The sequence below is a fragment of the Pseudarthrobacter sp. MDT1-56 genome, from assembly GCF_059383555.1.
In genome coordinates, this window is sequence record NZ_JBWZCK010000014.1 from 20,605 (window position 1) to 43,004 (window position 22,400).

At 63.5% G+C, this 22,400-nt stretch carries 18 protein-coding genes and 1 pseudogene; 11 read left to right on the top strand and 8 right to left on the bottom strand.

The window, feature by feature from the left end; genetic code table 11:
• Positions 1-4 precede the first annotated feature (4 nt).
• On the bottom strand, positions 5-706 hold the full coding sequence (locus tag AC50YC_RS17580; protein ID WP_494954584.1) for a cache domain-containing protein: 702 nt from the start codon (positions 704-706) through the stop codon (positions 5-7).
• On the bottom strand, positions 703-1,467 hold the full coding sequence (locus AC50YC_RS17585; RefSeq protein WP_494954585.1) for a FadR/GntR family transcriptional regulator: 765 nt from the start codon (positions 1,465-1,467) through the stop codon (positions 703-705). The genes AC50YC_RS17580 and AC50YC_RS17585 overlap by 4 nt, the downstream gene beginning before the upstream one ends.
• A gap of 423 nt (positions 1,468-1,890) precedes the next feature.
• Here AC50YC_RS17585 and AC50YC_RS17590 point away from each other — a divergent pair, with 423 nt between their 5' ends.
• From AC50YC_RS17590 to AC50YC_RS17615, 6 genes are all read left to right on the top strand, one after another.
• The gene (locus AC50YC_RS17590) at positions 1,891-3,330 is read left to right on the top strand and encodes an APC family permease (protein ID WP_494954652.1); all 1,440 of its coding nucleotides are present in this window, start codon (positions 1,891-1,893) and stop codon (positions 3,328-3,330) included.
• A 6-nt stretch (positions 3,331-3,336) separates the two neighbouring features.
• Positions 3,337-3,942 carry a dimethylamine monooxygenase subunit DmmA family protein gene (locus AC50YC_RS17595; protein ID WP_494954586.1) on the top strand — a complete coding sequence of 202 codons (606 nt, stop codon included), beginning with the start codon at positions 3,337-3,339 and terminating at the stop codon, positions 3,940-3,942.
• The gene (locus tag AC50YC_RS17600; RefSeq protein WP_494954587.1) at positions 3,939-4,910 is read left to right on the top strand and encodes a PDR/VanB family oxidoreductase; all 972 of its coding nucleotides are present in this window, start codon (positions 3,939-3,941) and stop codon (positions 4,908-4,910) included. The genes AC50YC_RS17595 and AC50YC_RS17600 overlap by 4 nt, the downstream gene beginning before the upstream one ends.
• A 13-nt stretch (positions 4,911-4,923) precedes the next feature.
• Positions 4,924-6,018 carry a heme-dependent oxidative N-demethylase family protein gene (locus AC50YC_RS17605; protein ID WP_494954588.1) on the top strand — a complete coding sequence of 365 codons (1,095 nt, stop codon included), beginning with the start codon at positions 4,924-4,926 and terminating at the stop codon, positions 6,016-6,018.
• A gap of 50 nt (positions 6,019-6,068) precedes the next feature.
• Entirely contained in the window at positions 6,069-6,374 is a 306-nt protein-coding gene (locus AC50YC_RS17610) for a hypothetical protein (protein WP_494954654.1), read from the top strand.
• Between the two features lie 126 nt (positions 6,375-6,500).
• Entirely contained in the window at positions 6,501-6,968 is a 468-nt protein-coding gene (locus AC50YC_RS17615) for a hypothetical protein (RefSeq protein ID WP_494954589.1), read from the top strand.
• 37 nt (positions 6,969-7,005) lie between these two features.
• On the opposite strand, the gene AC50YC_RS17620 is transcribed toward AC50YC_RS17615, so the two are convergent.
• From AC50YC_RS17620 to AC50YC_RS17630, 3 genes and pseudogenes are all read right to left on the bottom strand, one after another.
• Positions 7,006-8,070: a hypothetical protein gene (locus AC50YC_RS17620; RefSeq protein WP_494954590.1), complete on the bottom strand. Its 1,065-nt coding sequence runs from the start codon at positions 8,068-8,070 to the stop codon at positions 7,006-7,008.
• 137 nt (positions 8,071-8,207) lie between these two features.
• Positions 8,208-9,359, bottom strand: a complete 1,152-nt coding sequence (locus AC50YC_RS17625; RefSeq protein ID WP_494954591.1) for an AAA family ATPase — start codon at positions 9,357-9,359, stop codon at positions 8,208-8,210.
• Positions 9,360-9,958: 599 nt separating this feature from the next.
• Positions 9,959-10,141: pseudogene (locus AC50YC_RS17630) on the bottom strand (IS3 family transposase); the annotation flags it as partial.
• A gap of 78 nt (positions 10,142-10,219) precedes the next feature.
• Between AC50YC_RS17630 and metH the strand changes: the two are divergent.
• On the top strand, positions 10,220-13,867 hold the full coding sequence (metH, locus tag AC50YC_RS17635; RefSeq protein WP_494954592.1) for a methionine synthase: 3,648 nt from the start codon (positions 10,220-10,222) through the stop codon (positions 13,865-13,867).
• Here the strand turns inward: metH and AC50YC_RS17640 are convergent.
• Together AC50YC_RS17640 and AC50YC_RS17645 are read right to left on the bottom strand one after the other, a co-directional pair.
• Positions 13,857-16,727, bottom strand: coding sequence for an ATP-binding cassette domain-containing protein (locus AC50YC_RS17640; protein WP_494954593.1), 2,871 nt, complete (start codon positions 16,725-16,727; stop codon positions 13,857-13,859). The genes metH and AC50YC_RS17640 overlap by 11 nt on opposite strands.
• A complete protein-coding gene (locus AC50YC_RS17645; RefSeq protein WP_494954594.1) occupies positions 16,724-17,281 on the bottom strand; it encodes a hypothetical protein in 558 nt (185 codons plus the stop codon). Before AC50YC_RS17645 ends, AC50YC_RS17640 begins: the two co-directional genes overlap by 4 nt.
• Before the next feature lie 330 nt (positions 17,282-17,611).
• On the opposite strand from AC50YC_RS17645, the gene AC50YC_RS17650 reads away from it, so the two are divergent.
• From AC50YC_RS17650 to AC50YC_RS17665, 4 genes are all read left to right on the top strand, one after another.
• Positions 17,612-18,238, top strand: a complete 627-nt coding sequence (locus AC50YC_RS17650; RefSeq protein WP_494954595.1) for a hypothetical protein — start codon at positions 17,612-17,614, stop codon at positions 18,236-18,238.
• Between the two features lie 26 nt (positions 18,239-18,264).
• Positions 18,265-20,706 (top strand): Ig-like domain-containing protein, encoded by a 2,442-nt coding sequence (locus AC50YC_RS17655; RefSeq protein WP_494954596.1) that lies wholly within the window; start codon positions 18,265-18,267, stop codon positions 20,704-20,706.
• Between the two features lie 185 nt (positions 20,707-20,891).
• Positions 20,892-21,356 (top strand): GNAT family N-acetyltransferase, encoded by a 465-nt coding sequence (locus AC50YC_RS17660; protein WP_494954597.1) that lies wholly within the window; start codon positions 20,892-20,894, stop codon positions 21,354-21,356.
• 127 nt (positions 21,357-21,483) lie between these two features.
• Positions 21,484-21,660: a CsbD family protein gene (locus AC50YC_RS17665; RefSeq protein WP_494954598.1), complete on the top strand. Its 177-nt coding sequence runs from the start codon at positions 21,484-21,486 to the stop codon at positions 21,658-21,660.
• Positions 21,661-21,889: 229 nt separating this feature from the next.
• On the opposite strand, the gene AC50YC_RS17670 is transcribed toward AC50YC_RS17665, so the two are convergent.
• The gene (locus AC50YC_RS17670) at positions 21,890-22,282 is read right to left on the bottom strand and encodes a DUF8548 family protein (RefSeq protein WP_494954653.1); all 393 of its coding nucleotides are present in this window, start codon (positions 22,280-22,282) and stop codon (positions 21,890-21,892) included.
• Positions 22,283-22,400 lie beyond the last annotated feature (118 nt).

Below are 22,400 nucleotides of genomic sequence, written 5' to 3' on the forward strand. Positions count from 1 at the left end.
GGCGCTAGCGGCTGCAGAGCAGTGAGAATCCGAGATGCGGAACGTTGATCGGGATCAGCTCTTTGTCGCTTGGAGTGGCGCGTAGTCTTTCGCCGACCAAATAAGCACCGGAGTTTCCTACGACGACGCGGCCGCTTCCGTTGAGCAGTGCGGCGTCTCCTGGGATTGCCCGGAGGACGGGCATTAATATTTCTTCCAGTTTCCTGATTCGGATGTCGCAGCCGGCTACTCCCGCGAATTTTCCGTCCAGTTGGATGGGCGCGGAGTGGGTGAGGATGTATTCATCCAACCCCAGATAATCGACGTATGGACCCCATGCCGTCGGTTCGCCTGTGCGGTTCGCCGCGGCGAAGAAGGGCATGTTCTGGTAGTCGTAGAACCGTTCACCACCTGGTGTCAGGTCAAATTCCAGCTTTTCAACGCCTTGCTCGCGTTTGATCCACCATTCGAGGCCGCCGTCTCTGCTCTTGACGGCTTCCGTGGAGAAAATAACGCCGGCGCCCACAACGAAACTATGCGTTTCCAGGAACTCCTTGGCCAGGCCCTCCAGGTTGGCCAGATCGCGAGGGGTGATATTCATGGGACTTGGTCGATCTGACCACAGTGCTTCTGTCCGTGCCGCGAATTTGTGGACATCGAGGCCGAGTGTGCTCATCCAGGCAGCAATTTCGGCCGCAGCCTGGTGTGCAGGGGTAGGGGTCGTCATTGGCGCTCCTGCTGATGCGTCGTCGGGTACCCGAGGGATAATTTGGCATCCACTAAGTGATGTACGTCGTGTCGGATGTGCTCCAGCACTAACCGTTGTGCGTCCTCGGGTGCGTCGTTTGCTATGGCGCGAGCCAGAGCTAAATGCTCGGCTGCCACTCGTTCGGGATCCTGTGCCAGTGACACAGGCGCCCAAAGGGCCTGAACGGTTTCCGCCTGCAGCCTTATTTCTGCGTTCGTAAGCCTCGGGGACTGAGCCAAGACCGCCAGTTCGATGTGGAATCTGCTGTCTGCGCGTGCGCGTTGTTCCGGCTTGTCTGCCATGGCGACAGCTCGGGCGAGGTCCAGGAGCCTTTCGATTTCATGGGCTTCCGCCCGTTCGCAGGCCAGTCGCACAGTGGCAGCGGCAACGGCAGCATGCTCATCTCCGAAGTCTCGGATCTCGGCGATGGACGTGTCCCGGAACCATTTCTTGATGGCGTCATCCGAGGTGAAGGGTTGCTTGACGATAAACGTTCCGCCATTGCGTCCCCGCCGTGTAGTGACGATTCCCTGGTCCCGGAGGTCCGCCAAGGCTTCCCGGAGAGTAGAGGATGCAACGCCAAACATCTCCGAAAGAGCCGTCTCGGACGGAAGCCGCTCGCCAACCTTTAGCAGGCCAAGGGCGATCGCCTTGGAAATCCGGTCGACGATGGCCTCGGAGCGCTCGGTCTCGGGTAGCGACCGGTAGACCTGGGCTTGAAATGCGGTGGTAGATGCCAAAAAGAGACTCCGTGCGATGTAGGGACCAGAACTGATTCTAATCCGGTGCCGAAGGTCTATCCCCTGGCGGGACGTGTGTGCCACGTTCCGCACCTGGAAGACGTTCCTTCTTGACCTGCCTTGCGTCAAGAGTAGCGGGAGAAGCGGGCGCAATCCACTGGAAACAATGTTTATTACTCGGTTCACTTGGCCAGGTGCCGCTTTGTGCGCGGAAATCAGCGGATCTTTCACCAGTGTTGCGCTTCTAAACCTTTGAAAGTAGGGTTTTAGTCATGTGGCCCCGCTCACACGGAACCAGGGCCCAGCAGAAGGAGTTCTATGCGTGAACAGATCACGGAGCCCGCGAAGGAGTTCGCCGGCGACGAAGACGCTCAGCACCTCGCCAGTATTGGCTACTCGTATGAGAGCCAATTCAAGCGGGAGATGTCGTTCTGGGGGAACGTCTCTCTGGGGTTTACCTACCTGTCGCCTGTGGTGGCGATTTATTCGTTGTTCGCAGCGTCCCTGAGTGTTGCTGGGCCTCCTATGTTTTGGTCTCTGGTTATCGTGGGGGTCGGGCAGCTCCTCGTTGCGACAGTTTTCGGCGAGGTGGTTGCGGCGTATCCGGTGGCGGGCGGGGTCTATCCTTGGTCACGGAGGCTTTGGGGCCGCAAATGGGGCTGGATGAACGGTTGGGTTTACCTCGTCGCGCTCCTGACCACTATCGCCAGCGTCGCCTACGGTGCAGGCCCATTCTTGAGCGCCCTCCTCGGGATGGAAAGCAGCGTTGACTCCATCATCATTGCGGGCCTCGCGGTCATAGCCCTGGCTACGGTTCTTAACCTCGGGGGAACCAAGGTGCTGAACACTGTGGCGATGATCGGACTCCTCGCGGAACTCGGTGGCGCACTGGCAGTGGGAACCTGGCTGCTCGTAACCGCCCGGCACCACGACCTCAGCGTCCTGTTTCAGGGATTCGGTGCAGGCGAAGGCAGCAATTATTTCGTCGCCTTCGCGGCGGCCGGGTTGATCGGAATCTTCCAGTACTACGGCTTCGAAGCCTGCGGCGATGTGGCCGAGGAAGTCCCTAACCCCGGCCGCACCATTCCAAAAGCCATGAGGATGACCATCTACATCGGTGGCTTCGCAGCAATGTTCGTGTGCTTGTCTCTGATCCTCGCCGTTCCCGATTTTGCGGCCGTAATATCCGGCCAGGACCCGGACCCGGTGGGCAACGTCCTCCTCGCGGCGTTCGGCCCGATCGGCTTCAAGGTAGTTCTTGGCATCGTTATGGTCTCCTTCCTCTCATGCGTGTTGAGCCTCCAGGCTGCCACGTCCCGCCTTGCCTATTCGATGGCCCGCGACGACATGCTTCCGGGGAGCAGGCTCCTGAGCACCTTCAGTGAATCGCGGAGCGTGCCCCCGTACGCCCTGCTCCTGGCGGGTGTGGTGCCGGCCCTTATTGTCATTGGATCGAAAGTTTCCAGCGATGCCCTGACCGTGATCATTTCCTTTGCAGCCATGGGCATGTACATGGGCTTCCAGATGGTGGTCCTGGCCTCGTTGCGCGCCCGCATCCTGGGATGGAAGCCGAACGGAGCGTTCCAGCTTGGCCGCTGGGGCATCCCGATCAACATCGCAGCCCTGGTGTGGGGAATCCTTGGCATCATCAACATGGCCTGGCCCAGGACACCGGAAGATGGCTGGTTCGCCAACTACGTCGTCCTGATTTCCGCTGTCACTGTCGTCGTGGTCGGCCTCATCTACATGGCCTGGAAGAAGCCGCACCTCAAGGGTGATGCGCCGGCAGCTGACGCCATTCCGACCGCCCCTGCCCGCGACCGCTCGGATGCCCTCGTCGCGGCGTCGATGGATGAGAGGTAACAGGTCATGCTTATCACTGGCATCAAGAGCCGTCCGGTTTACGACGAGCTCACACCGATGGCGACCGGCCTTAGCCACGTCGCCGCTGCGCAAGGCAGCGGCGGAGGGCCTCTGGTGCGCCTGCTTGGAGAGATGGACTCAGATCAACTGGCTGCGACCAGCGTGCTGTATTCAACCGAGTCATTCACGGGCCAGAACTGTCTGGCGGACATCGAAAAATTCAACGTACGCGATCTCATCGTGTTCCAGAGCAACGCCGACGCCGTCAAGGGACTCGACGCATTCCTCGCCACAACGAGGATGGGAACCCGCCTGTACATATCCGGTTCGGAGGGGTTCATCGGCACATCAATGCAGGTAGCAACGTCCTATGGCGTGAACCGGGACGAGGTGCTGCGTGAGCACGCGGGTTCCTTCGTCAGACGTGTGTGGTGCGCGCACTGCAGCCACTACTCGGAGAACGTGACCCGGCGGATATTCCAATGCCCCGGCTGTGAACGCAATCTGATCGTTCGCGATCACTACTCCGGAAGGCTCGCTGCATTCCAGGGAGTAAAAGCAGATGGCGAAGTTCCCGGGGAACTGCCCGAAAACGAGGAGTTGGATACATGAGTGAGGCGCAGCACGGAGCCCTGCGGCTGAAAGTCGACCGCATTGAATCAGTCACCCCGGAAATAAATCGATTTACATTTTCCGCCGCAGACGGATCTTGGCTTCCTCCCTTTTCAGGAGGCAGCCACGTCAGAGTCCTGATTGAGTCCGACGGGGGCACCCGCCGCAACGCGTATTCGCTGATGAGTTCGCCCTACGACACAAGCCAGTATCAAATCGCCGTCCGTCGCGTCGAGGATGGCAAGCGTGGCTCGATCACCATGCACGAGAACGTCCGCGAGGGCGATGTCCTGTCCGTTACGACGCCCGCGAACCTCTTCCCAGTTTCCAAGCACGCCCGGCACCACCTCTTCATCGCCGGTGGCGTCGGAGTTACCCCTATTTACGCGCAATTGGAAGAACTCAGCGTCAAGGGAGGGTCCTTCGAACTCCACCTTGCCGTTCGAGGTTCCGAGCATGCCGCCCTCGGCCGTGAACTTGAGGAACTCTACGGCGAAAAAGTCACGCTTTACGGCGTTGGCGACGGGCCCCGGTTGAACGTGTCGGAGATCCTGGCCGGACGGCCGCTCGGCACCCATGCCTACGTCTGCGGACCGGCACGAATGGTGGACGACGTCATCGGGTCGGCTCATGCCCTGGGATGGACCGAGTCGCACATTCACTACGAAAGGTTCGATGACGTCGGGTCAACCGGCAGTCCCTTCACTGTCACCCTGGCACGGTCCGGAGCGGTGGTCGAGGTTTCTCCCGAGCAGTCGTTGCTGGAGGCAGCCGAAGAGGCAGGCCACAAGTTGCCCTATCTCTGCCGGGGAGGCGCATGCGGTGAGTGCGAGATCGAGGTCTTGGAGCTTGAGGGCACCATTGATCACCGGGACGACTGGCTGTCGGAATCTGATCGATGCACGAACAAGCTCATCATGCCCTGCGTTTCGCGGGCCACCTGCACAAAACTCATAATTGATGCCTAAGGAGATTTCCCCTATGACAGCGACATTCACCTCAGCCGGATTTACCCCGGATGAGACATACACACCGGAAGGCGAGTACCAATTCCGGAACTCCCGCGAGGCAGTCCGCCGTCTTCCGTTCCCGTTCCCGGACGACGATTACGCGTACTCGATGAATCTCGAACCCCACGTTCCCGCCGGCGCCGGGGCGCTTAGAGCCGCGTTCGATGTTGACGAACACTATGTGTCCGAATGCGCCCACCGGGCCCAGATGCTGGAAGAAATGCCGGGCGTCAACTACATTGCCTTGCCGCACATGCTGGAGGCGCAATGGGACCTGCTGGAGCTCATCTTTGAGTCTTATGCCAGAGATTTCCCGGAGCACTTCACCCTCACCAAGAACGGGAATGAGTGGCGGTGGCAGAACCGTCTTCTTGGGATCGATGATTCGTTCACCTTCGGCGACCCGGCAACCTTGCCGATGGATCCGATGGAATATGCCACGCGCCAGGCGCAGGGCGAATTTGTCGTTCTCGAGGAGAAGGACAACACGCTGGTAATCGGTGCCGGGATGACCACGCAGAGGGCCGACTACTCCCTGCAGTTCAACATGGGCATGAGCTTTTTCGAGTTCCACGGTCCGGTGCCCAAGCTGCACGAGACGGGCATCCTGGACAGAGCGCTCAAGTTCCTGCTTCGGATGAAGCCCGGCCACCCGGTCCGGCGGGTCAACTGGTCCCTTACCGTCCACCCGCGTCTGGAGACCTCAGTGGAGACGCTCCCGGACTGGGCGCCGGACCGGACGAAGGTCACCGCTGAGAACGCAGGAGAGATGGTGTACCTGCGCATCGAACTGCAGCCCCTGCACCGTCTGCCACGGTCCAACGCCATCGTGTTCCCGGTCCGCACTTACCTCGTCAGCTTGGCTGAACTGGTGCAGTACGCTCCGGACTGGGCAAAGCGAGTGCATCGGGCGCTTGCATCGATTGACCATGAGCTTGTCGACTACAAGGGCTTCCACCGCTATCACGACGTTGCCGTCGAGTGGCTCTCGCAGCACGACGACGGTGCCCCCTTGGCGACGGGCTACCCCTGGAACGAGGACGGGATCCAGCCCGGTAATAGCTAATCCCTGCGAAGGGAAACCGCGTGGCGGCATCATCCAGCAGGTTAGGGGTGATGCCGCCCCCCGTGGGGATCGCCGTGGTGGGCGGGCTCCAGGTGGCCGCCGGGGCGATGCAGTTGGGGGACGTGCAGGCGTTCATCCAGTACTCGCGGCAGTTCACCCAGCCGCTGGCCCAGCTGGGGTCGATGGCGAACCTGCTGCAGTCCGGGGTTGCCTCGGCCGAGCGGGGCGAACCACAGCAGCCACTCACCAGCGACGGACCGCCAGTACCGCGACGACGCGACCGGCGGGCCACCGCCCGCGGGCCTGGGAACAACGAGGTCCCGGCCCGTGGCAGCACCACAAACGATTTCAGCTAAGCTGAACCACAGATTTCCTTTGCAGAGGGGAACCAGACAGGGTCGACGTGAGTCGGCCCTGTCTCCTTTAAGACCAGTCCTCGCCGGTCTTTTGGGGCCGGCGCACAACCAGGGAGACAAATAGCGATGACCTCGATGGGGGACACACTTGCGCTTTGGGCGCTTATTGTGAGCATTTTTGGAACAGCAATTGCCGTGGCAGCTCTGACTGTTGCCTACCTCGACTGGCGCCAGGTTGGAATGGAATCGCCATGGAAGTTCACAGCGGTCGGAGGAGGGCTGTGGCTGCTTGAGCGTATCCACCGGAAGCCAGCGCAGATTCGCAGGTTTGAGTACGGCCAGGGTTGTTCAGGCCTTCAGTTCGACGCCGCGAATCCAGCCGGATTCCCGATGAAGGTATATCGAAGGGGAGACACAGACCTGATCTCCGTTCATCCCTCGACCAGCATCGAAACCGTCACCATCGTGTATAGAGAGCACGGTTTGTGGGACCGGGTACGAGGAAGGGTCCCGAAACGAAGCGAGCTGTATGCAGCCGATTCCACCGACACAGAATACGAGCGCTGGCTTACCCCCGTATACTCCAATGCCTAAGCAAGAACGGACGAACTCGCCGAAAAGGCCATGGGTTTCACTTCGGTGGGACGGGGCCAATCCTCGGCGGGATCAACTCTCTCAAAATCGACTGAAATCCGGAGCTCGATCGTTCGAAGACCACTTGCGGAAGTGGACTGCCGTTGTATTCGTATTCCTGCGCGGATCCCGGCTGAGCGATCATACGACTGACCTGCCATAGGGAACGCACCACACAGATCCCTGCTTGGGCGATGGCGAGGCAGAGTGACGGATCGGCATTGTCAGTCCTGAGACTCCAACCATGAGCCCCGCCCTTACCCTCGACCTTGACTTTGGAGAGATAAGTAATGGATACAGCATTGATCAGATCGTATCCACAGTTAAGCTCAGCAGCTGTAGGTGCAGACGGGTCGACGAGGTCATGAACTAGCGTCATTTTGATGTCATCGCGGGCGATGGCTGCCATGCCGTGTTTCATCTGGTTGTGGCTCTGGGCCGCGTTGTAGCCCTCTTGGTTGAAGAGTTCGGCAAAGAACATCAGCCACTGGGACACGAAACGGGCGTGCGCTAAAGCTTGTTCTTTTCCAAGGGTGGTGACCAATTGACCGTAGTGCGGCATCGCCACCTTCACAGCGGTTTCGGCTGCGTGGGCACCGGTGAGAAGGGATTTCACCTTTTCCCGAAAGCGGAAATTCGCCGGGAGCTCCGCTAGCGGAATCCACGGCGACTGGCCTACTTCTAGGTCGCTGAGCATGACGTAGAGCCGGAGCGCAGTCTCCATAACGTGGTGCATTAGCGAATGGGCCTCGAGCGCTGCTAGCGCTTCCCGGGACACGTCGTCATCCGGGTCCTCAACTTCCGAGAACGGCATTTCCGCAAGCAGACGCCGGAATCGGCTAAAGACTGATTTCGGATCGTCACTGGCAACGTGGACATCCTTCGCCGGAACGTCAGCTAGAGAAATGATGCTCCAAAGCCGGCTTTCGAAATGGTGGGCCGGGTTCACATGGAAGAAGTGTTCATCCAAATCCGGCCGCACAGCTGAACGCCTACTCTCCGCCGTCTCGTCGTCCGTGAGCGGATTCTCTAGCTTTATAAGCATGAACCGTTGCATTGCCATCCCAAACCCCATCTCCTGCGACGCTCTAGGAGCCTGGGCGTCGCCTAGTAACCATGCTGCGTAGCCCATTCTAAGAAAAAATGGCTTGAGCGCTGTTCCCCCCCCCAGAAAGCCCGGTGAGCGCCCCGGAGATTAGGTCAGCTCTCAGTCGAAGAGTGGTTGTCAGAAAATACTGATTGAACCAGGAGAAGTGAGATCAACTCATCGACCGTTTTACCGAGCTTACGAACGTTCCCAGAAGTCTTGGCGAGAGGATACATGCGCTGCTTGATGTCCTCATGATCAAGAAGCAGCCGTTCGTCCTCCGTTAGTCTCGCAAAGCGATCCTCGACGAGTCGGTCAATGACCTGAATGATCTCATCGGGGGAGAGCCGCTCAAACCGAATAACCGCATCAAATCGGGAATACAGCGCTTCTCCGAGCGTTTCCTGGACTTCACTGTCGGAGCCGTAGTTAGAAGTGCAAATGATCAGAGACGGGCCGAGCCGCACGTTGTAGTTCTTGTCCTCAAAGAAGCCTCCGTCGAAGAGCTCGTAGAAGGCGCTGTGGAAGACCGGATTGGCCTTATCGAACTCATCAATCAAAATCACCCCGGACTCGCGATCCAGGAGGTCGTGAGCGAGGGACGGCTCGGAGTGCTTTCCACCAAACAGGTAGGACGCGAACTTCTCGCTGTGGAACATGGAAAATTGTTTCCGCAGCAAAGCGCCGCCGAGCAGACTGTTGACGAATTGGGCAGTCTCCGTCTTGCCGACACCCGAGGGGCCGTAGAACATGAGCACTACTGGCTTGGTTCTTCCTGGTCTAGTCAGCGGATATAGCGCGGCCAGCAGCCGATCCTTAACGTTGCGCTGCCCCACCAGGTGTTCTGCGAACCCCTTTTGCACCTTAGCGAGCGTCTCTCGCGTGAATAGGGGGTAATCGAAGTGTTGAACGGTTGTCGCGGGCATCGCCCTTTGAACCTGAGCTTGCACCTGAGCGGGAGGGTTGTGAAGATGCAGACGCTCAGGGTGGATCGAGCGGATCAGACCGGCGAAGTTTGAGATTACGTGTTCGTTCAGGCTGGCATAGTCGCTCGACTCGGCTGCCACTCGATTGGGACGGTCCTGCGCGTTTTGATCGTCTGAGGCTGCTTCCTCATGCCCATCTAAGACCATCCTGTGCTGTCGAGAGAGCTCATCACGCGCATAAGCGAGCTCGAGCAGGCTCTCTCGCTCTTCATTGCCTAGCTGCTTGTGGAACCAGGATAGCGGCCCGTAATAGATGGTGACTTTCGTGTCACTGGACATGCTCGACCCCCGCGAGGAGTACGTCGTACACATACAACATCTCGGCCGTGGCCCTGGTTGGGTCCAGTAGGTCTGCTCTGCCCGCCGGCGGAGATGTCGAGGTAATCCGAGGCAGACTGCTCGTCAAAATAGACGACCTTGACCAAGGACTGCTTCGGCTGGTCTTTGCGTTTCTCGGTCAATTTGTACGTCCTAAGACTCGTCAGGCATTTCCTTCATCTTCACATGAAGATCTGTCCGGGTTGGTTCTCAGCCGAAAACCCTCGCGGGCTACATGACGGACGGGCATCTTTCGAGATAAAAGGACGCTGTGGTTCATTTTGTGCCCGTTGAAGTTAAGGGAATATGATGCCCTAGGAGGAGCGTTGCAGCCATGCCAGCGCCGACATTTCCGGACAAAATGGAAAGCCAAGCAACGCAACTGGTCATAGGCGTCCCCCCTTTCTCGTCATCTCGGATTGATTGAATCATTGAAATCCCGAGAGAGATTAGGATTAGCGCTACGGCTACAACACTCCCCATCGGCCCAAGCGGGTCTATGAAAGCTAGAACTATTCAACCACAAAGGGGACTGCCCGGGCTTTAGTTGACTCGGGGTCTTAGGCCGCCGTGAGCGCGGTTCGGTTGATTGTTTCATATTCGATTGGCGTGAGTTTTCCCAGCCGTCTTTGCCGTCGCCTGCGGTGGTAGGTCCTTTCGATCCAGGTCGTGATGGCAAGCCGGAGATTCTGCCTGGTGAGCCACCGCTGACGGTCCAGGACGTTTTTCGCTAGGGAAGATTCTAAGGACGGCAACCTCCCGCCGTCGTAGTACATGGACACACAGCGCAACGTTGCCGCCCCCACCCGTAACCTGTCTAGATGCCTCGTTTTGCGCTTGATATTGAGTCCGTGCCCCGACCCGTCCGTTCGCAGGAACTGCTGGATGCCGTGAACCATCGGGTCGTGATTGCCGATGGGGCGATGGGCACCATGTTGCAGGATCGGGAACTGTCTCTCGAGGACGATTTCCTCGGGCTGGAAGGCTGTAACGAGATCCTCAATGCCACGCGTCCCGATGTCCTCGCGGACATTCATGACGCGTACTTCGCGGTGGGAATCGACGCGGTCGAAACCAACACCTTCGGCGCGAACTGGTCAAACCTCTCCGACTACGGCATCGACGACCGGATTGAAGAGCTCGCCCAGAAGGGTGCGGAGATCGCCCGGGACCGCGCCGAAGCGGCAGAAAAAACAGACGGACGCATGCGCTGGGTCCTGGGCTCGATGGGTCCGGGCACCAAGCTCCCCAGCCTCGGGCACACCAGCTACGACTACCTCAAGCAGACCTTCGCCCTGCAGGCCGAGGGCCTCATCGACGGGGGAGCGGACGCCTTCCTCATCGAAACCAGCCAGGACCTCCTGCAGACCAAAGCCGCGGTCAACGGCTGCAAGCAGGCCATCGTGGCCCGCGGCATCCGGCTCCCCATCTTCGTCGAAGTGACCGTCGAAACCACCGGAACCATGCTGATGGGCTCCGAGATCGGCGCCGCGCTCACCGCGCTCGAGCCGCTCGGCGTCGACGCCATCGGCCTGAACTGCGCCACCGGGCCGGATGAGATGAGCGAGCACCTGCGCCACCTGGCCAAGCAGTCCTCCGTGGCGATCGCCTGCATGCCCAACGCCGGCCTGCCCGTCCTTGGTGCCAACGGCGCGCACTATCCGCTCTCGCCCAGCCAACTCGCCACCGCGCACGAGCAGTTCGTGCGCGAATTCGGCCTGGGCCTGGTGGGCGGCTGCTGCGGTACGACGCCGGCGCACATGGCCGCCGTCGTCGAGCGACTTGCGCCCTTGCGCACTGCCGCCGTCACCAGCGGCGGGAGGGGCGCCGACGGCAGCCGCGTTCCTGCCGAGCGTGAAGCCGGCATCGCGTCCCTCTACCATCATGTGAATTTCGACCAGGAGTCCGCGTACCTCGCCATTGGCGAGCGCACCAACGCGAACGGTTCGAAAGCGTTCCGCCAGGCCATGCTCGAAGAGCGCTGGGACGACTGCGTCGACATCGCCCGCGGGCAGGTCCGCGTCGGCGCGCACCTGCTCGACGTCTGCATTGACTACGTGGGGCGCGACGGCGTGGCCGACATGAAGGAGATCGTCTCGCGTTTCGCGTCGGCCTCCACGCTCCCGCTCGTCATCGACTCCACCGAACCGCAGGTGCTGCAGGCCGGGCTCGAACACATCGGCGGACGCCCCGTGATCAACTCCGTCAACTACGAGGACGGCGACGGCCCGGACAGCCGCTTCGGGCGCATCATGCCGCTCGTGAAGGAACACGGCACCGCCGTGATCGCCCTGACCATCGACGAACAGGGCCAGGCACGCACCACCGAGGGCAAGGTGGCCATCGCCTCGCGCCTGATCGATTCCCTGGTGGGTGAATGGGGGATGCGCGTGGAGGACATCATCGTCGACTGCCTGACCTTCCCCATCGCCACCGGCCAGGAAGAAACCCGCCGGGACGGCATCGAAACGATCGAGGCCATCCGCCAGATCACCGCGAAGTACCCCGGCATCCACACCACGCTCGGGGTCTCCAACGTGTCCTTCGGCCTGAACCCGGCAGCGCGCATGGCCCTGAACTCGGTGTTCCTGCACGAGGCCGTGCAGGCGGGCCTGTCCAGCGGCATCATCGACGCGGCCAAGATCGTGCCGCTCGCGTCCCTGCCGGAGGAGCAGCGCAAGGTGGCCCTGGACCTCGTCTGGGACCGCCGCGAATACGACGCCGACGGCAACGTTACGTACGACCCCCTGAACAGCATGCTGGACCTGTTCGCCGGCGTCGACACCGCAGCGCTGAAGGACCAGCGCGCGGCGGAACTTGCGGCGCTGCCCACCGGCGAACGCCTGGCGCGGCGCATCATCGACGGCGAGGGCAAGGGCCTCGAAGAGGACCTCGACCTCGCACGCGCAGAAGGCATGACCCCGCTCGCCATCATCAACGACCAGCTGCTCGAGGGCATGAAGGTGGTGGGCGAGCGCTTCGGAGCCGGCGAGATGCAGCTCCCGTTCGTGCTGCAGTCCGCCGAGGTGATGAAGACCGCGGTGGCTCTGCTCGAGCCGCACATGGAGAAATCGGATTCCTCGGGCAAGGGCACCATGGTGATCGCCACCGTGCGCGGCGACGTGCACGACATCGGCAAAAACCTGGTGGACATCATCCTCACCAACAACGGCTACAAAGTCATCAACATCGGCATCAAGCAGGGCATCGCCGAGATCATGGCCGCGGCCGAGGAGCACGACGCGGACGTGATCGGCATGTCCGGCCTGCTCGTAAAATCCACCGTGGTGATGAAAGAGAACCTCGCCGAACTGCAGTCCCGGGGGCTCGCGAAAAAGTGGCCCATCATCCTCGGCGGCGCAGCCCTGACCCGCGCCTACGTGGAGCAGGACCTGGCGGAGCAGTTTGAAGGAACCGTCAGGTACGCCAAGGACGCCTTTGAGGGGCTGGCACTGATGGAACCGCTGGTGCAGGTGGCCCGCGGCGCCGACCCGGCCGCCGTCGGCCTTCCGCCGCTGAAAAAGCGGATCCATAAAGGCGGCCCGAAGTTCACGGTGACCGAGCCGGAGGCGATGCCCGGCCGCTCCGACGTCGCCGCCGACAATCACGTGCCGTCGCCGCCGTTCTGGGGCACGCGCATCGTGCGCGGCGTCGCACTCCACGACTACGCTACTTTCCTGGACGAACGCGCCACCTTCATGGGGCAGTGGGGGCTCAAGCCCGGCCGCGGCGAGGACGGCGCCTCCTATGAGGAACTGGTGGAACGCGAGGGCCGGCCGCGGCTGCGGTACTGGCTGGACCGCATCCTCGGCGAGGGAATGCTCGACGCGTCCGTCGCGTACGGCTACTTCCCGGTGGTCTCCGAGGGGGAGCAGGTGGTGGTGCTGCACCACGGGGAGGATCGCGACGGCGTCCTCGGCACCGCGGGACTGCTCGCCCCCGACGGCGGCTCAGGCGGCCCGATCGGCACCGAGCGGCTGCGCTTCAACTTCCCGCGCCAGCGCCGCGACCGGCACCTGTGCCTGGCCGACTTCGTCCGCTCGCGCGAATCGGGACAGATCGACGTGCTGCCGGTGCAGCTGGTCACCGCCGGCTCCAAGATCGACGAGGTGACTGGCGAGCTGTTCAAAGGCAACCATTACCGCGACTACTACGAGCTCAACGGCCTGGTCATGCAGCTCACGGAGGCGCTCGCGGAATTCTGGCATGCGCGCATCCGTTCGGAGCTGGGATTCGCGGCCGAGGAGCCGAAGGACAAGGCCGGCCTGTTCAAACTCGACTACCGCGGTGCGCGGTTCTCGCTCGGATACCCCGCCTGCCCGGCCATGGAGGACCGCCGCAAGGTGACGGAACTGCTGAAGCCCGAGCGGATGGGCGTGGTCCTGAGCGATGAGCTGATGCTGCACCCCGAACAGTCCACCGACGCGTTCGTGTTCCACCACCCGGAGGCGAAGTACTTCAAGGTGTGAGTTGCAGCCGGTCCCTGGACTGGGCGGGTGGGGCCTCCGCAGCCTGCCCGCCCGCGTGTCCGCCCACGCTGGAGACCGGCTTCACCCGCCGGAGTGCGGCGAGAATGGCGCGCCCCACCACAGCGATTCCGATGACCGTGGTGATGGCTCGCAACGTGTCCCACCCCGCCGTCGACGTCACCAGCGAGTAGAGCAGGAAGCTGCTGAGGTTTATGCCCAGAGGCGCGCCGGGCACGTAGGAGATGCCGGTGCCGGCGCCCACCGCGAAGGGCCAGAACCACAGGTTGGTCAGCAGCCCGAACACGTAGGACGCCAGGACGCCGTAGCCGCCCAGCATCCATAGTTCGGCTCGTCCCCGCACCCGGCGGGGAAGCAGGCCGGCCCCCGCGCCCACCCACGCACAGGCGAAGATCTGGAACGGCGTCCAGGGCCCGATGCCACCCCATAGGGCGCTGGAGAGGGCGATGGTGGCGGCGCCGAGGAGCATGCCGAAACGGGGACCAAAGGCCCGTCCGGCCAGGATCAGCAGGATAAACACTGCCTCCACGCCCCCGACGCCGGTGCTTGCCACCCGCACCGCGGAACCTACTGCGGCCAGGACGCCGAGCAACGCCACCGTGTGTGCGGAGCGGACGGAACCGTCGAGGGACACAACGATGGCGATGACGGCGAGCGGCGCAATGGCCAGCGCCGCGTAGGGGAGGGCCGCGGCGGCATCCTCCGGGAAGGCCGCGGCGAGCAGCGGCCAGCAGAACGCCGCCAGGGCCAGAACGTTTGCCGCTGCCAGAACTGCGAGCTCGACGCCCCGCGGCATCCGGATGCGGCGCTGCCTTGCCGGGCTCTGGGTGTCTGTTTGTTCAATGACCCGTGGCCTCGGTCCAGCAGTTACCTGCCGGGGAAGCGGATGGGTCGATTCAGGGACATCGGCCGCGGAAGAGGGCGCGACGCCGTCACGCATCGGGAGGATCCGGGCGCCCAGGCCGTGGGCAAAGTCGAGGTCGTGCGTGGCGATCAAGACCGCCGCGCCGGAGTCCGCTGCCGCCCGCAACGCTGCCGAAACTGCTGAGCGCGCCGCAGGATCGAGTCCTCGGGTGGGCTCATCGATCAGGAGTACCTGGGGGTCATCCATGGTCTGCAGCGCGATGGCAAGGATCCGGCGCTCTCCTGCCGAGAGGTCCCGGGGATGCTCGTGCCCAATGGGAATACGGACGTCTCCCCGCAGACGGGCCAGGTGTGACGCCGCGGGCCTTGGAGGAAGCTGGTCATTGCGGCGGTCTGAGCGGCGATCGGCACGCGCCTGGCGCCGCTCTGCTGCGCGGAGCTCTCCCGCCACCGTATCCCTCGTGAAGAGGTCGTCCGAGGCGTCCGGCACGAGGGCGACCCGGCCGCCGTCGACCGTGCCGCCGTCGACGGTTCCTTCACCGCGGGTGCCCTCACCGAGGGCGAGCGCCACCAGGAGGGACGACTTCCCGGCGCCGTTCGGACCCACCAGGGCCACCACCTCACCGCGGTGCAGGGTCAGGGAGGCCTCGCGAACGAGTGGCTTGCCCTTGCGGTACACCGCGAGATTTGCCGCAGTCAGCACCGGCGCTGGCTTCGCTGGCTCCGCCGGCGTTGGACGGGCAACGGCAGGGGATGAAGGCGCGGATGGCGCGGCACCCGGCACCAGGGCGCCGTCGTCGATGATCCACCACGAATCGGCAACCGGTACGAGCTGCGCAGCCCGGTGCTCCGCCACGATGACGCAGACACCGTCATCGCGGGCGAGATCGTTGAGGACGGCGATGACGTGCCGCCGAGCTGCGGTGTCGAGGTCCGCCAGGGGCTCATCAACCAGGAGCAGGGCCGGATGCTCCACCACCGCGGCGGCGATGGCTACGAGCGTTGCCTCACCCGCCGAGAGGGTGCTGACATTCCGGTCCAGCAGCGCCGACACTCCGATACGCTCCGCGACCTCCAGCACCCGGACCTTGGCGGTCCCGGATGCCATGCCGCGCAGCTCAAGTGCGAGGGAGATTTCGTCCCGGACCCGGGTGCTGGCGAAAGCTGCGCGGGGATTCTGCAATACGACGCCGATGAGACGGGCGGTGTCGCGCGGCGGCGTGGCGGCACGGTCCGTCCCGGCGACGCACACGGTGCCGGAGATCTCCCCACCGTCTACGTGGGAGAGGAGGCCGGCAATACCCCGCAGGATGGTGGATTTACCGGAGCCCGTTGGTCCGGTAATGACGGTTATGGACCCGCTCGACGGCGTGAAGCCGGCGACGCGGACCTGCCCGTCGCCGATGCGGAAGTGTGCGTCCCGGACGAGAACCGGGGCTTCGGTACCTTGGCCGGGCTGGTGGGCTGGCCGGCTGCCGAAGCCACGCATCTCCAGGACGGCGGCGACCCGGCCCGCGTGCTCGAGGGTGCGCTCGAGCACGGGCACCAGGGCGCGGGGCCCGAAGCGTTCGCCCCGCAACCGGAACGCCAGGCGGACGGAGGTCACGGCGTCGGCAAGCGCCGGAAGCGCCGCCCATGCCACCACGAGCGTCCGGGCCAGGCCCTGCATGGCGCCGCCGCGGGCTAGATGCACGAAGCCGCGGGCCACGTCCACCCAGGCGTTGAGCAGGCCGAAAGCGAGGAACATCCCGGCAATCGGCAGGGCGGAGAGGACCGCCTGCCACAGGCCAGGTGCCGTGACCGGACCAAGGAGGACCACATGGGCGAACGGGGCAGGCAGCCGGACCGCCGGCAGGTCGAGCAGGACCGGCTCGCCAATGCCCGCCCCGTTGAAGAGGATGCGGTAGATGACCCGCGCCGCGATGAACACGACGGCGAGAGCCGCCGCCGCGCGTAGCGGCGCGGGCCGAAAAGTCATGCCGCGGGTGCGGCCGGTGCGCCGTCGACCGTGTAGAGCAGTTCCAGGCTCTCGCCCAGGCTCACCTGCAGGGTGGCGAGGCCCTCCTGCGCGTACGCCCAGTCACCGGAGGCCGGCTTTACCCAGAGAGCCCAGTAGGCGAAGGCGGCGGGCATCTTGCTGCATTCTTCCCGGTACGTGCCGCCCTTGTGGGTGATGTCGAGGTCTGGTGCCGGCACACCGTTCACACGGCACACCAGCTCGTTGGGATATTGCGCAGTGCCCTCGGTTTTCACCTTTGCCTCGTCCAGCACCTTGGAAGCGGGAGTCGGCCCGTCCACGGTCACGCAAACGGAGGAATCAGCGGCAGCCTGCTTCAGGGCGCCAGAATCGACGATGACCTTCACCCCTGCGCAGGGCTCGGAGGCGGCGCTGGATGAAGCCGTTGCCGTAGACGCCGGCGCGGAGGTGGTTGGCTGGGTGGCGGCCGGCGTGGAACAGGCGGCGAGGGTAAACAGGAGACCGGCAGCGGCGAGGGAGCTCGCGGCGGCGGTGCGGATCGTAGTGAAAGTCACGTGTCAAGGGTAGGGCGTTGCTGATCCGGATGCGGAGGCCGTCGCGCTGTGTGACGTTAGGTCTCCTGGTCAGCCAACGTCGCAACCAGCGGGCCCTGCCACCTTGGGCCCGGATCGTTTCAGATATCCACATCACCGACAACGCCGGCAGAAGTGTCGTGGGGCACTGGCTATTGCAGGCTTGTCGAGAGTGTGACAGCTACTGTCAAGTAACATGACATTACCGTACCTTGGGAGGGTCAGAGCTTGGGGGCTGGCGGATACCTGGGAGGGTCCGTTGGGTGAACCGGGCAATCAACTCATCATCGGTTCCAAGACAAGGTCTCAATCATGAATAATCCTTCTGCTCGCACCCGTAAGATCGCCCTTTTTGCGGCCGCTCCGCTGGCTGTCCTGATCGCCGGCGGCATGGTCTGGCAAGGATCCCAGGCGGCCTTCACTGCCTCCACCCGCAACGCCGGCAGCTCCTGGAGCACCGGCAACGTTGTCCTCACCGATGATGACCTGGGCGCGGCCGCGTTCACGGTGGAGAACATCGTCCCCGGCCAGACTGGCCAAAAGTGCATCGTGGTCACGTCCCAGTCCAACGTCCCCGGCGAGGTCCGCGCTTACACGCAGAACCTGATCAGCTCCAAGGGCCTGGAGAACAGGATCTACTTCGATCTGGAGCAGGGGTCTGGTGGCTCCTTCAATGACTGCACCGGGTTTACGCCCACCGCCAACAACGTCCCCGAACTGCCCATCTCCACGCTCGCCTCGGTCAATCGTGACTTTGCTACCGGCGGCGCATCCTGGCAGACGGCGGGAACGCCGGGCGAAACCCAGAGCTACCGCGGCACCTGGCGCTTTGACACCACCGGCCTGAGCCAGGACGACATCAATGCCCTGCAGGGAGCCCGTGTGGGCATCGACCTGGCATGGGAGCTCCAGTCGGACGATTCCCCGGTAGTCCCGTAGCCGGGAGGCTTCGGAGATAAACGTCCGTGAACCGGGAGGAGCCCGGGTCCGCCCGGGTGCCCTCCTGGTGGGGTCCGCTGTTTTCCGCTGACGGCTGGGCGCTGTTCCTGGCGTCCTTCGCTTCGCGGCTGTATCTGGGCGTCCTGTTAAGCCTTGCCCTGATTGCGGTGCTGCCTGCCCTGCTGGGCTGGCACGGCACCGTGGTGCAGAGCGGCTCCATGGAACCGCACATTAGCGCCGGCGACGTGGTGCTCGCGGCCGAGTTCGGCACTGCCCAAAATATTCCGGTGGGAGGTGTGGTGGAGTTCACCAGCCCGGCCGAGGCGGAGCCGGGCGGGGTGGAAAAGACCCGTCTGCACCGGATTGTTGCCGAAAACCCGGACGGCACTTTCGTCACGGCCGGGGATGCCAACTCCGAGGTGGACAGTACCCCGCTGGAGCGCGGTCAGATCACCGGCCAGGCCCGACTCCTGGTCCCCGCTGTGGGGCTCCCTGGCCTCTGGCTGAACAGCGGCAACCTTCCCGCGCTGGCGTGGTGGAGCGTGCTGACGCTGCTCGCCGTCGTCGTGGCCGTATTCTTCGTCCGCACCGCCGAAGACGAGGACGAGGACGGGGACGAGGACGAAGACGGCGGCGCTACCCCGCCTGCCCCCACCTCGCAGCGCTGGAAGGCGGGTGCCGCCGTCGGCATCGTGGCAGCCCTGGCCGTGCTGGTCATCGCAACATCCACAGCGTTTTCCTCAGCCGCGTTCACGGCCGCCACCGCGAACGCCGCAAACACGTTCGGCGCGGCGGCGGACTGGACACCGCCGGCGGTTAGCCTGGCCAGCCCCGCGACCACAGTGCGGGCCAGCGTGACGCTGACCGCAGAAGCGAGCGACGCCGAAACGGGCATCCGGAATGTCGCCATCCAGTACCAGCCGCCCAACGGCGCCTGGACCACGCTGTGCACGGCGGCGGCCCCGCCCTATTCGTGCGTGTGGAACACCCGGGGCTTGCCGGACGGCGCGTACAGCCTCCGGGCCGCGGCCACTGACAACTCGGGTCTCACCAGCACCTCCGCCGCAGTGCAGACCACGGTGGCCAACAGCTTCGCGGTGGCCCTCAACGATCCCGGCGAAACCCAGTCCGGCACCGTCAACCTCAGCGCCACGCTCTACAGCCCGGGCAGTACCGTCTACGCCGTTCGTGTGGAGTATTCCCTGGCCGGGACCAGCAAGTGGAACACCCTGTGCCAGAACCTGACCGCCCCGTACAACTGCACCTGGGCCACGGGCACGTTCGCCAACGACTACTACGACCTCAGGGCCGTCGCCGTCTCCGGATCTATGTCCACCTTCTCGGAAACTGTCACCGACGTGCTCGTGGACAACCTGGCACCCACGGTGACCATGAACGATCCAGGCACCCCGCTGCGGGGCGTCAGCACGTTTGCCGCCGCGGCCGCGGACGCCCACTCGGGCATCGCCCAGGTGCAGCTGCAGTACGCCCGCTCCGGCACCACCGCATGGGCGCCTCTCTGCACGGTGTTCGTGGCGCCGTATTCCTGTCGGTTCGACACCATCACCCTGGCCAACGCCTCCTACAGTGTCCGGGCCATCGCCACGGATGAGGCGGGCCTCAGTACGACGTCGGCCGCGGTCACCAACAAGGTGGTGGACAACACCGTGTCCTCGGTTTCAATGGAGGATCCGGGCGCCTACCTCACGGGCAACACCACGCTCACCGCTGCCGCGAACTCGACAGCGGGCGTGGGCAGTGTGCGGATCCAGACGGCGCCGTCCGGAACCGGCACCTGGGCCACGCGCTGCACCCTGGCCGCAGCACCCTATTCCTGTGCGTGGGACACCCGGACCGTGGCCGACGGGCAGTACGATCTCCGCGCGGTCCTCACCGACGGAGCCGGCAAGGAAACCATCTCCGCCATCGTGGCCGGGCGCCGGGTGGACAACAGCCCCCTGCGCGGCGCCGACGTCCAGTCCGCCAACAGCACCGGCATCCAGGCCAGGCTTGACGCCGGAGACACCCTGAGCTTCACGTACAGCCAACAGGTCAACCTGGCCTCCGTCACTCCGGGATGGACCGGCGCCGCGCTACCCGTGACCCTCCGGCTGCGCGACGGCAACATCCTGGGCACAGGCAACAGCGGGGACACCCTGGACGTCCAACGCCCCGGCAGTACGGTGAACCTGGGGACGGTGAACACCAAAGGCAATTACGCCCAGAACCGGAGGGCCGTCACCTTCAACGCGACCATGACAGCCGCCACGGTGACCGTGGCCGGCATTCCCCGCACCGTGGTCACCGTGACCCTGGGCAGCGCGACGAGCGGCAGCGGCAGCATCCGAACGTCCAGCACGGCAGCCGCGATGGTGTGGACGCCGACGTCGTCCGTTACCAGCACAGCCGGCGTCGCCTGCACCCTCGCGCCAGCTACCGAAACCGGCACAATCGACAGAGAGTTCTAACCAAGACCACGCCGGCAGGGCCCCGGGAAACCTCACTGCCCTCATTACCGACACCAAGTCCTTCGGGATGAAGGGTTTCAAGGAGTCGCTCCCCACGAAGGTTCTGCGCAGCGTGCTTGGCTCTTTATCCTCGCGTTCCGGGGGTCAGGGTGGACACCGCGTCGCCTGGTGCTCAAGATGAGTTCATGACCTCCGGCGGATCTATGCGGCGGGCGACGATGGCCGACGCCGCTGTCGTCGCCCAGTTGCTTCATAATTTCAACACTGAGTTCTCGACGCCGACCCCGGACGTTCGCGAGCTTCAATCGCGGCTGACGCAGCTCCTGGCGGGGGACGACGTGGTGGTCCTGCTGATCGGCGAGCCGGTGAGCGGTGTTGCTGTGCTGTGTTTCCGGCCCAACGTCTGGTACCGAGGGCCGGTCGCGATCCTCGACGAGCTCTACGTCCGTCCAGAGCTGCGCGGTCACCGCCTCGGCAGCGCACTCCTGGACGCGGCAATCGGCCTGGTACGCGACCGGGGCGGTGCCCTCATTGAGATCAATGTCGATGGCGAGGACACAGATGCGCGCCGCTTCTATGAAGCACGTGGGTTCACCAACACCGAACCCAACCGGACAGACCCAATGCTGTACTACTATCGAGAGCTCTGAAACGGGCACCTTGTGCACGTCCGTAACGGCGCTGCGGGGTGGAGGATGGCCGTCGCGCCGGGCGGCGGATAGCATGAATTTGTGATCCCTCGGCAGCCCGCCGAGCAGTTCTCCAAGGAGGAAGACCATGGGTCTGGGTGACAAGATTCGGAATGCGTCGACAAAGTTGACCGGCAAGGCCAAAGAAGCCACAGGCAAGGCAACGGGTGACGACCGCCTCAAGAACGAAGGCAGGGGCGACCAGGTCAAGGCGGCCCTGAAGCAGGCGGCCGAAAAGGTGAAGGACGCTTTCAAGAAGCGTTGAGGACCGGTGGTGCCGGGACTCAATCCCGCAGGGTTCCTTTCGAGCCGTCGAGCGGGGGAATCGCCGCGGTGGGCGGGCTGCATACATCTATGCGAATCTGACTGCTCCCGAAGAAGTGTTCTGGCTGAGCTATGTCGGTCTAGTCTCGCTGTAGCGGGAGCGGCACATAAGGTAGGCAGACGACGCCGGAGAGAGGTCCGGCCGTCGTCCGCTTTCCTCCCCCGGTGGCTCAGGTTATTTCCGGCATGTCCTTCAGCCCTGTGGTGCTGGCGTAGCTCCAAATGGCGTCGTCGAGTTCCTTTGGCCCTTCGTCGAGGCTCTTCGCAGCCTCCTTGACCAGGGCACCGGCAAATTCAGAATGCACGCGCTGCCCGACCGCGCGCCCCACGAATTCAGTGATCCAGGTGTCTGCCTTCACGCCGTCGTGGCTGAGGAGCATGGTGAAGTACTCCCACGTTACGGGGCCGAGGCCTGAGACCCCCGTGTACTCGGTCCTGTGATCAGCGTCGTCGGGCCTCAGATGAGCAGGCTCGGTCACGCCGATGGCAGCGAAGCGCTTAGCCGCTTCCACGATGGCAAATGCCTTTTTCTTTCCTGCATGCAATTTCTGGCGATTCAGTATCTTTCGAGTGCGACCGGGTCTTGACCCGCCAGATACTGCATCCTCTCAGAGGGGGACACGTGCTCTGTGTGCTTCTCATACCGAAGGACCGCGCCGCGTGCGCCTGTCCACGACCCGT